12 protein-coding genes are annotated in these 13,053 nt (G+C 69.2%); 10 read left to right on the top strand and 2 right to left on the bottom strand.

All coding sequences use genetic code 11. The annotated features are described in order from the left end of the window. Position 1: 1 nt before the first annotated feature. Positions 2 to 961, bottom strand: a complete 960-nt coding sequence (locus NS331_RS17135) for a helix-turn-helix transcriptional regulator (protein ID WP_058643192.1) — start codon at positions 959 to 961, stop codon at positions 2 to 4. A 241-nt stretch (positions 962 to 1,202) separates the two neighbouring features. Between NS331_RS17135 and NS331_RS17130 the strand changes: the two genes are divergently transcribed. From NS331_RS17130 to NS331_RS17085, 10 genes are all read left to right on the top strand, one after another. Continuing rightward, positions 1,203 to 1,676, top strand: coding sequence for a DUF4863 family protein (locus NS331_RS17130; RefSeq protein ID WP_058643176.1), 474 nt, complete (start codon positions 1,203 to 1,205; stop codon positions 1,674 to 1,676). A gap of 70 nt (positions 1,677 to 1,746) precedes the next feature. Continuing rightward, the gene (locus NS331_RS17125; protein WP_058643175.1) at positions 1,747 to 3,300 is read left to right on the top strand and encodes a 3,4-dehydroadipyl-CoA semialdehyde dehydrogenase; all 1,554 of its coding nucleotides are present in this window, start codon (positions 1,747 to 1,749) and stop codon (positions 3,298 to 3,300) included. Between the two features lie 36 nt (positions 3,301 to 3,336). Next, positions 3,337 to 4,890, top strand: coding sequence for a benzoate-CoA ligase family protein (locus NS331_RS17120; protein ID WP_058643174.1), 1,554 nt, complete (start codon positions 3,337 to 3,339; stop codon positions 4,888 to 4,890). Then, positions 4,887 to 5,708 (top strand): alpha/beta fold hydrolase, encoded by an 822-nt coding sequence (locus tag NS331_RS17115; protein WP_058643173.1) that lies wholly within the window; start codon positions 4,887 to 4,889, stop codon positions 5,706 to 5,708. The genes NS331_RS17120 and NS331_RS17115 overlap by 4 nt, the downstream gene beginning before the upstream one ends. 65 nt (positions 5,709 to 5,773) lie before the next feature. Next, positions 5,774 to 6,943: an ABC transporter substrate-binding protein gene (locus NS331_RS17110; RefSeq protein ID WP_058643172.1), complete on the top strand. Its 1,170-nt coding sequence runs from the start codon at positions 5,774 to 5,776 to the stop codon at positions 6,941 to 6,943. Between the two features lie 203 nt (positions 6,944 to 7,146). Continuing rightward, positions 7,147 to 8,019, top strand: coding sequence for a branched-chain amino acid ABC transporter permease (locus tag NS331_RS17105; protein WP_058643171.1), 873 nt, complete (start codon positions 7,147 to 7,149; stop codon positions 8,017 to 8,019). 20 nt (positions 8,020 to 8,039) lie between these two features. After that, positions 8,040 to 9,050 carry a branched-chain amino acid ABC transporter permease gene (locus tag NS331_RS17100; RefSeq protein WP_058643191.1) on the top strand — a complete coding sequence of 337 codons (1,011 nt, stop codon included), beginning with the start codon at positions 8,040 to 8,042 and terminating at the stop codon, positions 9,048 to 9,050. 67 nt (positions 9,051 to 9,117) lie between these two features. Continuing rightward, on the top strand, positions 9,118 to 9,873 hold the full coding sequence (locus tag NS331_RS17095; RefSeq protein ID WP_058643190.1) for an ABC transporter ATP-binding protein: 756 nt from the start codon (positions 9,118 to 9,120) through the stop codon (positions 9,871 to 9,873). 13 nt (positions 9,874 to 9,886) lie between these two features. Beyond that, positions 9,887 to 10,588, top strand: coding sequence for an ABC transporter ATP-binding protein (locus tag NS331_RS17090; RefSeq protein WP_058643170.1), 702 nt, complete (start codon positions 9,887 to 9,889; stop codon positions 10,586 to 10,588). A gap of 203 nt (positions 10,589 to 10,791) precedes the next feature. Then, positions 10,792 to 11,208, top strand: a complete 417-nt coding sequence (locus NS331_RS17085; protein ID WP_058643169.1) for a Pr6Pr family membrane protein — start codon at positions 10,792 to 10,794, stop codon at positions 11,206 to 11,208. A 309-nt stretch (positions 11,209 to 11,517) separates the two neighbouring features. On the opposite strand, the gene NS331_RS17080 is transcribed toward NS331_RS17085, so the two are convergent. After that, positions 11,518 to 12,651 (bottom strand): tetratricopeptide repeat protein, encoded by a 1,134-nt coding sequence (locus NS331_RS17080; RefSeq protein WP_193758143.1) that lies wholly within the window; start codon positions 12,649 to 12,651, stop codon positions 11,518 to 11,520. Positions 12,652 to 13,053 lie beyond the last annotated feature (402 nt).

Below are 13,053 nucleotides of genomic sequence, written 5' to 3'. Positions count from 1 at the left end.
CTCAGCCGCCCACCGGCTCCGCCATCACCTGCCGCACCGCCCCGCGCAGCGCCTCGAAGGCCTGCTGCAGCGTCCTGCCGCCGGTGTCGACCGTGAGGTCGGCCTTGGAATAGAAGGCCGCCCGCCCATCGAGGATGCGCTTGAGGTCGTCCATGGCCTCGCGGCTGGCGGCCATGGGGCGCATGTCGCCCTGCGCGATGACGCGGCCCATGTGCTCCTCGGGCCGGGCCTGCAGCCACACGGTGGTGCAATGGGCCAGCAGCTCGTTGAAGGTGGCGGGGTCGGAGACGATGCCGCCCGGCGTGGCGATGACGACCTCGCCGTAAATCTGCACCGTTTCTTCCAGCGCGCGGCGCTCGTAGCGGCGGTAGGCGTTGGTGCCGTACAGGTCGTGAATCTCGCGCACGCTGCAGCCGGCGAACTTTTCGATCTCGCGGCTGAGTTCGACGAAGGGCAGGCCCAGGTCCTCGGCCAGCATCTGGCCCAGCGTGGACTTGCCGGCGCCGCGCAGGCCCACAAGGGCAAAGCGGCGCTGGCGGGCCGGGTCGGTGCCGGCGGTGCCCAGCAGTTCGCCCAGCGCGATGCGGGCGCGGCGCAGGTCGGCCTCGCTGCGGTTCTCGAGCAGTTCGCGGATCAGCAGCCATTCGGGCGAGCTGGTGGTCGCGTCGCCCAGCAGCTCGGCCATGGAGCACTGCAGCGCCCCCGCCACCTGCTGCAGCACCAGGATCGACACGTTGCCCATGCCGTATTCCAAGTTGGCCAGGTGGCGCTCCGACACGTCGGCCGCCTGGGCGACGGCCTTGCGCGTGAGGCCGCGGCGCGCGCGCAGGCTGCGGGCGCGCTCGCCCACCGCCGCCAGCAGGGGATGGCGGTTCTCGCCACCGGCCGCAGTGTTGGCCGCCTCCGGCGGATGCGCGCCGACCTCCGCGGTGGGCAGCAGCGCGCTCTCGGGTTCGCTCATGGCATCGTCCTTCACATCTCCATTGTCGCGAGGCGCGGCCGGCGCCCGCGTCGGCGGATTCGCCGCCCGCCCTCGTCGTCCTCTTCGGACCTAGGGATAACACCCAACATGCATTATGTTGCTTGACATGCGTCAGGCACGCTTCTATGGTTCGTCCGCAAGCAAGATACTGCACATGAACGGCGCCGGCAAGCACTGGCGTCAAGCCGCAGCGAGACAAGCCCCGACAGCGAGACCCACGATGTCCAAGGAAGCCTTCCACACCCAGGTGGCCGCACTGACGGCCCAGATCGCCGGCCGGCCGCTCGATGCGGCGCTGGACGCCTGGCTCAATGCCGAACACGGCGCCGGCAGCGCCACCTATGCGCAGCTGAAGGCCAGCTGCGAGGAAGGCGTGGCCCAGGGCTGGCTGTGCGAGCGCGAGGGCGGCGGCATCCGCTACGGCCGCGTCTTCAAGGCCGACGACGCCCTGCACCGCTTTTCCGTCGACGTGGTGGACATGCAGGACATTGCCGGTCCGCACCATGTGCATCCCAACGGCGAGATCGACCTGATCATGCCGCTGGCCGACAGCCGCGCCGCCTTCGACGGCCGGCCGGCCGGCTGGTGCGTCTACCCGCCGGGCAGCGCGCATCGGCCGACGGTGAGCGACGGCCGCGCGCTGGTGCTCTACCTGCTGCCCGAAGGGCGCATCGAATTCACCAAAGGCGTATGAGCATGGTGGCCGCCCGTTCCCTCCTCCTCTTCAGCGCCCGGCCGAGCAGCCGCAGCACGAAAGGCCGCGCATGAGCACCGAACTTCTCCAGAACCACGTCGCCGGCCGCTGGCAGGCGGGCACCGGCGCCGGCACGCCGCTGGTCGACCCCGTGCTGGGCACCGAGCTCGTGCGCGTGGACGCCACCGGCCTGGACCTGCCCGCCGCCTTCGCCTTCGCCCGCCAGACCGGCGGCGCGGCGCTGCGGGCGCTGAGCTACCGCGAGCGTGCCGGCCTGCTGGCCGCCATCGTGAAGGTGCTGCAGGCCAACCGCGACGCGTACTACGACATCGCCACCGCCAATTCGGGCACGGTGAAGAACGACTCGGCCGTGGACATCGACGGCGGCATCTTCACGCTGGGCCAGTACGCCAAATGGGGCGAGTCGCTGGGCGATGCCCATGCGCTGAAGGACGGCGAGCCGGTACGGCTGGGCCGCGAGCCCCTCTTCCAGTCGCAGCACGTGCAGGTGCCGGTCCAGGGCGTGGCGCTGTTCATCAATGCCTTCAACTTCCCGGCCTGGGGCCTGTGGGAGAAGGCGGCGCCAGCCCTGCTGTCGGGCGTGCCGGTGATCGTCAAACCTGCGACGGCCACCGCCTGGCTCACGCAGCGCATGGTGCGCGACGTGATCGACGCCGGTGTGCTGCCGCCGGGGGCGCTGTCCATCGTCTGCGGCAGCTCGGCCGGGCTGATGGATGCGCTGACGCCCTTCGACCTGGTCTCCTTCACCGGCTCGGCCGACACCGCGGCGCTGATCCGCGGCCACGCGGCCGTGGCCCGCCATTCGGTGCGCGCCAACATCGAGGCCGACAGCCTCAACAGCGCCCTGCTGCTGCCCGGCGCCACGCCGGGCGATGCGGCCTTCGAGCTGCTGGTCAAGGAAGTGGTGCGCGAGATGACGGTCAAGTCCGGCCAGAAGTGCACCGCCATCCGCCGCGTGCTGGTGCCCGAGGCGCTGTACGGCCCCGTCGCAGAAGCCGTTTCCGCCAGGCTGGCCAAGGTGAGCGTGGGCAATCCGCGCAACGAGTCGGTGCGCATGGGTTCGCTGGTCAGCCGCGAGCAACTGGCTTCCGTGCAACAGGGCCTGCAGCAACTGCAGGCTGCGGCCGAAGTGCTGCACGACGGCCGACGCGCCGCGCTGGTGGATTGCGACCCCGACGTGGCCGCCTGCATCGGCCCGGTGCTGCTGGGCGCGCGCGATGCCGACGCCGCCACCGTGGTGCATGACGTGGAGGTGTTCGGCCCCGTCGCCACGCTGCTGCCCTACCGCGACCTGCCGCATGCATTGGCGCTGGCCGCGCGCGGCTGGGGCTCGCTGGTGGCCTCGGTCTACGGCAGCGACCCGGCCGAGATCGGCCGCGCCGCCCTCGCGCTGGCCGCCAGCCACGGCCGCGTGCATGCGGTCACGCCAGAGGTGGCGCAGGCCCACACCGGCCACGGCAACGTGATGCCCATGTCGCTGCACGGCGGCCCGGGCCGCGCGGGCGGCGGTGCCGAGCTGGGCGGCCTGCGGGCGCTGGACTTCTACCACCGCCGCGCCGCCGTGCAGGCCAGTCCTGCGGTGCTGGACGCGCTCGGCGTCTGACGAGAAGAGCCTTCTGGGAGTGACATGGAGATAACGATGAGCCTGCCCGCCCGCTTCAACTTCGCCGAACATCTGTTCGCCCTCAACCGCGGCCGCGCCGCCAAGGCCGCCTACATCGACGACCGCGGCGTGCTGGGCTACGGCGAACTCGAGGACCGCGCCCGCCGCCTGGCTGCCGCCCTGGCCGCCGCCGGCGTGCGGCGCGAGGAGCGCGTGCTGCTGCTGATGCACGACACGCAGGACTGGCCCGTGTGCTTCCTCGGCAGCCTGTACGCGGGCGTGGTGCCGGTGGCCGTCAACACGCTGCTCACCGCCGCCGACTATGCCTACATGCTCGAACACAGCCGCGCCCAGGCCGCGCTGGTGGGCGGCGCGCTGCTGCCGGTGCTGCAGAGCGCGATGGAGAAGGGCACGCACGAGCTGCAGTCGGTGATCGTGGCACAACCCACGGGCGAGCTGCCGCGCGGCATGCAGGCGCTGGAAGACGCCATCGCCGCCGCCGAGCCGCGCCCCGCCCCCGCGCCCACCACGCCCGACGACCCGGGCTTCTGGCTGTACTCCTCCGGCTCCACCGGCAAGCCCAAGGGCACCGTCCACACCCACGGCAACCTGTGGTGGACGGCCGAGCTCTACGGCAAGGCCGTGCTGCAGCTCACCGAAGAGGACGTGTGCTTCTCGGCCGCCAAGCTCTACTTCGCCTACGGCCTGGGCAATGCGCTGACCTTCCCGCTGTCGGTGGGCGCCAGCGTGGTGCTGATGGCCGAACGGCCCACGCCCGAGGCCACCTTCAAGCGCTGGACGCAGGCCGAGCACAAGCCCACCGTCTTCTTCGGCGCGCCCACGGGCTACGCCGGCATGCTGGCCTCGCCACAGCTGCCGGCGCGCGATCAGGTCGCGCTGCGCATGGGCTCGTCGGCCGGCGAGGCGCTGCCGGCGGACATCGCCCAGCGCTTCAAGGCGCACTTCGGCTGCGACATCATCGACGGCATCGGCTCCACCGAGATGCTGCACGTCTTCCTGTCCAACCGGCCCGGCGACGTGCGCTACGGCAGCACCGGCCGTCCGGTCGAGGGCTACGAGGTGGAGTTGCGCGGCGAAGACGGCCGCCCGGTCGCCGACGGCGAGGTGGGCGACCTCTACATCCGCGGGCCCAGCAGCGCGCTGATGTACTGGGGCAACCGCGAGAAGACGCGCGACACCTTCCTGGGCGGCTGGACCAAGTCGGGCGACAAGTACGTGCGCGATGCCGAGGGCTACTACACCTATGCCGGCCGCAGCGACGACATGCTCAAGGTGAGCGGCATCTACGTCTCACCCTTCGAGGTGGAGGCCACGCTGGTGCAGCACCCCGCCGTGCTGGAGGCCGCCGTCATCGGCGTGCCCGATGCCGAAGGCCTGACCAAGACTAAGGCCTACGTCGTGCTCAAGCCCGGCCAGCCGGCCACCGATGCCGAGCTGAAGGCCTTCGTGAAGGACCGGCTCGCGCCCTACAAGTACCCGCGGCTGATCGAGTTCATCGACGAGCTGCCCAAGACGGCCACCGGCAAGATCCAGCGCTTCCGGCTGCGCGAGCGGGAGCAGCACGCGTGAGCGACACCGACTTCGCGCTGATCGACTGGCGCGGCAAGTCGGTGCGCATCGAGCACCGCTTCATCGTGCCGCCTGGCGCCGAGGCGGCGCCCCTGGTCGTCTTCCTGCACGAAGGCCTGGGCTCGGTCGCCATGTGGAAGGACTTCCCCGACCGCCTGTGCGAGACGCTCGGCGTGCGCGGCCTGGTCTATTCGCGCCCTGGCTACGGCCGCTCCACGCCACGCGCGGCCGACTCGCCGCTCGGTGTGGACTTCATGCACCGCCAGGCGCACGAGGTGCTGCCCGCCTTCCTGGCCGCGATGGGCATCACGCAGCCGGTGTGGCTCTTCGGACACAGCGACGGCGGCTCCATCGCCCTGCTCTTCGCGGCCCGCCATCCGCAGGCCGTTGCCGGCCTGGTGCTGCTCGCGCCGCACCTCTTCGTCGAAGACGTGACGGTGCACCACATCGAACTCGCCCGCCAGGCCTACGACCATGCCGACCTGCGCGCGCGCCTGGCCCGCTACCACGACGACGTGGTCTCGGCCTTCCGCGGCTGGAACGACATCTGGCTGGCACCGGCCTTCCGCGCCTGGAACATCGAGGCCGACATCGAAGGCATCCGCTGTCCGGTGCTCGCCATCCAGGGCCTGGACGACGAATACGGCACGCTGGCGCAGATCGAGGGCATCGCGGCCCGTGTGCCCGGCACCCAGCTGCTGCCCGTGCCCGGCTGCGGCCACTCGCCGCATAGGGATCAACCCGAGCAGGTGATCGAGGCCACAGGCCGCATGCTCGCGCCTTCCTTGCGCGGGGCACCGGCCGCCGCGCCCAGGTAAACACCGAAGCCATCTACATTACTTTAGTTATAAAGTAATTTCACGACCACCCAGGAGACAGACGCATGCCCATCCGCTTCACCCGCAACACCCTCGCCGCCTTCGCCCTGGCCGGCCTGGCCGCCACCGCGTCGGCCCAAGGCACCGGCAAACTCAAGGTCGGCCTGATGCTGCCCTTCAGCGGCACCTACAGCGCGCTGGGCGTGGCCATCGAGAACGGCTTCAAGCTCTACGTGGACGAGCAGGGCGGCAAGCTCGGCGGCCGCGAGATCGAGTACTTCAAGGTGGACGACGAGTCCGACCCGGCCAAGGCCACCGACAACGTCAACAAGCTGATCAAGCGCGACAACGTCGACGTGATCATCGGCACGGTGCACTCCGGCGTGGCCATGGCCATGGCCAAGGCGGCCAAGGAAAGCGGCACGATCCTGATCGTGCCCAATGCCGGCGCCGACGCGGTCACGGGCCCCATGTGCGCGCCCAACATCTTCCGCAGCAGCTTCAGCAACTGGCAGCCGGCCTACGCCATGGGCGTGGTCGCCGCCAAGGAAGGCAAGAAGACCGCCATCACCCTGACCTGGAAGTACGCGGCCGGCGACGAGTCGACGGCCGGCTTCAAGGAAGGCTTCGAGAAGGGCGGCGGCAAGGTGGTCAAGCAGCTGACGCTGCCCTTCCCCAACGTGGAGTTCCAGGCCCTGCTGACCGAGATCGCGGCGGCCAAGCCCGACGCGGTGTATTCCTTCATGGCCGGCGGCGGTGCCGTCAAGCTGGTGAAGGACTATGCGGCCGCCGGCCTGAACAAGAGCATTCCGCTGTACGGCCCGGGCTTCCTGACCGACGGCACGCTCGACGCGCAGGGCGATGCCGCCGCCGGCATGCTGACCACGCTGCACTATGCCGACGGCCTCAACACGCCCAAGGACAACGCCTTCCGCACCGCCTACGCCAAGACCTTCAAGCTGCAGCCCGACGTGTATGCCGTGCAGGGCTACGACGCCGCGCAGATGCTCGGCGTGGGCCTGGCCGCGACCAAGGGCGACGCCGGCAAGAAGGCCGAGTTCGCCGCCGCGGTGGAGAAGGCGAAGATCGACAGCCCGCGCGGCGCCTTCACCGTCGGCAAGTCCCACAACCCGGTGCAGGACATCTATCTGCGCAAGGTGGAGGGCAAGGAGAACAAGATGGTCAGCGTGGCCATCAAGGGCCTGGCCGATCCGGGCCGCGGCTGCAGGATGTAAGGGACCGCCCCCAGCCTGCGCGGACTGCGTCCGCTTCGGCACCCCCTCGCGGGGGCACCGCCTGCGGCCCGGCGAAGCCGGTTCCGCGGCGGTTGCTGGTGTGGCCTGCTCCGCGGCCTTCTGATCTCCTGGCATCCGCATCGATTCGGCGGTGCGCCTTCTCTCTTCTATCCGTCTACCGCTCTACTGCCGCGAGGCCGACCTTGGATCTCTCGACCTTCCTTGTCCAATGCCTGAACTCGGTGCAGTACGGGCTGCTGCTGTTCCTGCTCGCCTCGGGGCTGACGCTGATCTTCGGGATCATGGGCGTCATCAACCTGGCGCACGGCAGCTTCTACATGATCGGCGCCTACATGGCCTTCGCGCTGGCGCCGCTGTTCGGCGACAGCTTCCTCGTCATGCTGGTGGCCGGCGTGCTGCTGGCGGCGGCGCTGGGCTATGTGCTGGAGTGGGCGTTCTTCAGCTACCTCTACCAGCGCGACCACCTGCAGCAGGTGCTGATGACCTACGGCCTGATCCTCGTCTTCGAAGAGCTGCGCTCCATTCTGCTGGGCAACGACGTGCACGGCGTGCCGCTGCCGTCGTGGCTGGCGGGCAGCTTCGCGCTGGGCGACGTGATGAGCTATCCCTGGTACCGCATCTTCGCGTCGGCCGCCTGCATCGTGCTGGCCGTGGCCATGTACGCGGTGGTCAACCGCACGCGGCTGGGCATGATGATCCGCGCCGGCGCCAGCAACCGCGACATGGTGCGCGGGCTGGGCATCGACATCCGCAAGCTCTACCGCATCGTGTTCGCAGCCGGCGTGGCGCTGGCGGCGCTGGCCGGCATGATCGCGGCGCCCATGTCCTCGGTCTATCCCAACATGGGCGCCAGCGTGCTCATCATCTGCTTCGTGGTGGTGGTGATCGGCGGCATCGGCTCCATCACCGGCGCGCTCGTGGCCTCGCTGCTGGTGGGCTTCGTCGACACCTTCGGCAAGGTCTTCTTCGCCGAGTTGAGCGGCATCGGCATCTACCTGCTGATGGCCGTCATCCTGATCTGGCGCCCTGAGGGTTTGATGGGCAAGCGCGCATGAACACCACCACCTCTTCCGCGATGACCCCGCCCCTGCCCTCTTCTCCTGCGGCCCGCACCGGCGGCCTGCCGCGCGATGCCCTGCTGCCGCTGGGCGTGGCCCTTGTGCTGGCCATCGCCGGCCCGCTGCTGGGCGGCTATGCGGCCGACCTGGTGGTGAAGGTCATGATCCTCGCCATCTTCGCGCTCAGCCTGGAGCTGCTGGTGGGCATGACCGGGCTGGTAAGCCTGGGCCATGCGGCCTTCTACGGCATCGGCGCGTACATCACCGTGCTGGCCTCGGGCAAGGAGGGCGGCAACCTGCTGGTGCTGCTGGTGCTGGCCATGGGCGGCGCCGCGCTCTATGCGCTGGTGGTGGGCGCGTTGAGCCTGCGCACCCGGGGCGTGTACTTCATCATGGTCACGCTGGCCTTCGCGCAGATGGCTTTCTTCGTCTTCCACGACACGCCGGTGGGCGGCGGCAGCGACGGCATCTACCTCTACATCCGCCCGGCCATCGGCGCGCTGGATATGGAGAACCGGCTGGTGCTGTTCTACGTGGTGCTGGCGGCGCTTGCGGGCACCTACGGCCTGCTGGCGCTGATCCGCCGCTCGCGCTTCGGCGCCGCGCTGGCCGGCATCCGCGTGAGCGAGCAGCGCATGCGGGCCGTGGGCTTTCCCACCTATGCCTACAAGCTGGCGGCCTTCGTCATCGCCGGCGCGCTGGCGGGCCTGGCGGGCTTTCTGGTGGCCTCGCGCGACGGCGTGGTCAACCCCGAGCTGATGGCCTGGCACAACTCGGGCGAGGTGCTGCTGATGATCATCCTGGGCGGCCTGGGCCACCTGCGCGGCGCGGTGCTGGGGGCGGTGGCCTTCACGCTGCTGAAGGAAGTGCTGTCCACCCACGGCCTGGTGGGCCCGCTGGCCGACCACTGGCAGCTGAGCCTGGGCATCGTCATCATCGTCTTCGTGGCGCTGCTGCCCAAGGGCCTGATCGGCCTGCGCGAGCGGCTGTCGCCGCTGGGCACTGCGGCCAAGGGCGGTGCGCGATGAACGCCCGCGCCGCCGCGCCCACGACCACCCGCACCGCCTGCGAAGCCGGAGGCCGCCAGTGAACGCCATCGCATCGAACGCCGCCCTGCTGGGCGTCCAGGGCCTGACCCGCCGCTTCGGCGGCCTGGTGGCGGTCAACGACGTCACGCTCGACCTGCACGTGGGCGAGGTGCATGCCGTGATCGGCACCAACGGCGCGGGCAAGTCCACGCTGATCAACATGCTCTCGGGCGAGATCGAGGCCTCCGCCGGCCGCATCGCGCTGGACGGCCGCGACATCACCGCCCTGGCCCAGCCGCGGCGCGCATTGGGCGGCGTGGGCCGCAGCTACCAGCGCACCACCATCTTCGGCGAGTTCACCGTGCTGGAGAACTGCCGCCTGGCCGCGCAGGCCGCCACGCCGCGGGCCTGGGCCTTCTGGGAATCGGCCGCGCGCTGCGAGGCGAGCAATGCCGCCGCGCATGAGGCGCTGGAGGCCGCCGGCCTCGCGGCCGAGTCGCAGCGCATCGCCGGCACGCTGAGCCACGGCGCCAAGCGCCAGCTCGAGGTCGCCATGTGCCTGGCCACGCGCCCGCGCGTGCTGCTGCTCGACGAGCCGCTGGCCGGCATGGGCGCGGAAGAAACCGACCGCATGCTCGCGCTGCTGCAGCGCCTGAAGACGCGCCACGCCATCCTGCTGGTGGAGCACGACATGGACGCCGTCTTCCGCGTGGCCGACCGCATCACGGTGATGGTCAACGGCGCCGTCATCGCCACGGGCACGCCGGACGTGATCCGCACCCATCCCGACGTGCGCGCCGCGTACCTGGGCGATGAACACTGACCCGAGGCCCGCCATGCTTTCCATCCGCGACCTCCACACCTACTACGGCGACAGCCACATCCTGCGCGGTGTCGATGCCGAGGTGCCCGCTGCCTGCGCCGTGGGCCTGCTGGGCCGCAACGGCATGGGCAAGACCACGCTGATCCGCAGCCTGATGGGCTATGTGCGGCCGGCCTCCGGCCAGGTGCTGGCCGACGGCCGCGACGTGACCGGCTGGGCGCCCGAGAAGATGGCGCGCCTGGGCATCGGCTACGTGCCCGAAGGCCGCGGCATCTTCCCCAACCTGTCGGTGCGCGAGAACCTGGTGATGGCCGCGCGCCCCGGCATCGACGGCAAGCGCGCCTGGACCTTCGAGCGCGTGATGGCCACCTTCCCGCGGCTGTCGGAGCGGCTGTCGCACGGCGGGCAGCAGCTGTCGGGCGGCGAGCAGCAGATGCTCTCCATCGGCCGCGCGCTGATGACCAACCCGCGGCTGATGATCCTGGACGAGGCCACCGAAGGCCTGGCGCCGCTGATCGTGGCCGAGATCTGGCGCGTGATCGCCGAGATCCGCGCCAGCGGCATCGCCACGCTCATCGTGGACCGCGACTGGCACAAGGTGCTGCACCACACCGACCAGGCCGTGGTGATGGAAAAGGGCCGCATCGTGCTGGCCGGCGCCTCGGCCGGGCTGCTCGCGCAGCCGGACGCGCTGGCGCAGCGGCTGGGGGTCTGAAATGGCCCGAAAAGTGCGAAGTGCAATCGGCCCGCCGCGCCCGCCCAGCGGGCGTTGCGGCCGAACTCGTCATGTGTGTGACGATCTCGCTCACCCGGCCCGGCGCTAGTGCGGCTGCAAACGCCCGACCACGGTGGCACCGCTGCAGTCGACTCGATCTGCTGAGGTGCGGGTTTCAACCGGCGGCGCGAGGCGTCGCCACAATGGCGCCCACTTCGTGGAGCCGCAGTGGCCCGACGCCCTGCATCGCCGTCCTGCGCCTCGGTTTCGGCCTGCTGGCACTTGTTGCCATCGACTGGCAGCTCTGGCTGCACGTGGGCCTGACGTTAAGCGTGTTGAACTTCTTCAGCTTCTTCACCAACCTGTCGAACCTAGTCACCGTCGGCGTGCTCGTCGCCAATGCGCTGAGGCAATGGGCGGGCGCACGCGCGTCGCCCGCCGTCGCGGCGCTGCGCGCGGTGGCGGCCACCTGCATGCTGGTCGTGAGCGAGATCTTCCTCGCCCTGCTGCGCGACGTCGACCTCGGCGCGCTGCACCCCTGGGTGAACTCGGTGCTGGACCACGTGATGCCAGTCGTGCTGGTGCCCGACTGGCTGTTGGGCCACCGCGGCCAGCCGTAGGCCTACGGCCGCTGCACTGGGTGCTGGCGTCGGCCATGCGCTACCTCGTCTACACGATGCTGCGCCGCGCAGCCGTGGGCCGGTATCCGTGCCAGTTCTCAATCCGGCGAACGTGGACAGCTACGGCGGTGAGGCGGTGTATGCGGTGTGCATTGCGCTCACATTCGGGCTGGCGGGTTGGGCGCTGATGGCGCTGGCGCGTCGGTGACCGCCATCTGGCTCTGCGGTTCATGGCTGCGGCCAGCCTGCCACGTCGGTCAAGGACCTCAGGTGGGTGATGTGCCGGATCTCTGAGGCCTGGGGCGGCCGTCACACCCCACCCAGCGCTTTCATCATGACGAAGGACGGCCCATCTCCCCGCAGGGCTGCCTTGCGGAAAGAAGCGATTGCCTCAGTCTTGTTCGCGTCGAACCCAACCCCACGCAGGTACATCTGCCCCAGCCAGCGATTGGCCAGATAGTCACCATGCTCCGCAGACTTGAGGCACCAGACGCCATCGTCTTTGGTAGCGCCACTAGGAGTTGAGCCCGTCATGCGGGTGTAGTAGAGGTAGCACAGCCCCTCCTGAGCAATCGAGTTGCCCGCTTCAGCGGCCATTCGATACCAGTGGGCCGCCTGTTTCAGGTCGCCCGTCTGGAACGAGGAGCGCCCGTCGTACTTCATGCCCAGGCGCGCGGCGGCAGGGGCACTTCCGTTCTCCGCCGCGATCTTGTAAAGCTCTTTGGCTTTGCTTTCGCTCCCTAGTGCATCCACGAGGCCGGCGATGAGATATTGTTCGTCTGCACCCACCGCGCTGTAGCTATCTATCAGCTTTTCCAGTATCTGCTCGGTGCTCATCGCCTGGAATTCGGGGCGCCGACTCACCGCTGCGCTGAAGTAGTAGTGAAAGCCTTCTTTACTGCCTTGGAGGGCGGCTTTCAAGAACCAGGTTGCCGCTTTGGCGTAGTCCACATTCGTGCTTTCACCTTGCAGGTAAGCGCGTCCGAGCCGAAATTGCGCCATCTTGTGCCCGCTTTCAGCTGCTTGGCGAAACAACGTCAGGCTCCTCTTCCTGTTCGCCGGAGGCTCGTCGTCATAGGACAGTTCTCGGGCAAGCCGGTACTGCGCGTCAGCATGTCCCTGTCGGGCTGCTTTCGAGTACCAAGCATTGGCAGTTTTGCCACTCACCTCGACACCGCTGCCCCATTCGTACATGTAGCCGAGGCTGAATTGAGCCTCCGGATCGCCTCGCTCCGCTTGCGGTTCAAGCCAGCTCGCCAACTCCCGCAAAGCCTCTTTCGCCACACCATCTGTCTTTTCGAAGCCGTACACGCTGTCGGCCAACGCCGCGGCTGCCGGTTTGAGATGGTCGCCGATCACGACCGATTGTTCGCTAGGCATCATGCCTGCGCCGGGCTCTGGACTTTCGCGAGCTTCCGGCACTGCGCTGGATACCTCTTGCACGACGGACTCCGCCTTTGAGTCCCCGCCTGCCGGCGGAACCGCGGCATCCGTCGAGCCGGGTCGGGAACAAGCACCGAGAGCCAGCGCAAACGCGGCAATGGTAAGCCTTCCAGCTACGGTAAATCGTTTAGATTGCATGTGTTGTTAACTCCCTTTCGCGTCGATTTTCTCCGAACGTTGTCACGACCGCGTTGCGGCCCTCGGTGCAATGCCAGGGGACGACTGGAAATCGTGCCTGCGACAGGCCTGAAGCACCAAACCAGGTGGCACCTTGGCCCGGGATGGCAGCACAGGGCAGTACCCGCAGCAAGACCGCGTGCTCTGCGGGCGCTGGACTGCTATGCGGATCACGCGCAGCACCTCCCGAACAGCTGCACCACAATGCCCCATCCCCACCCAAGG

Origin of the sequence: Pseudacidovorax intermedius (genome assembly GCF_001476815.1) — a bacterium.
Classification (GTDB): domain Bacteria; phylum Pseudomonadota; class Gammaproteobacteria; order Burkholderiales; family Burkholderiaceae_C; genus Xenophilus; species Xenophilus intermedius_A.
This window is presented reverse-complemented; position numbering and strand designations above follow the sequence as displayed.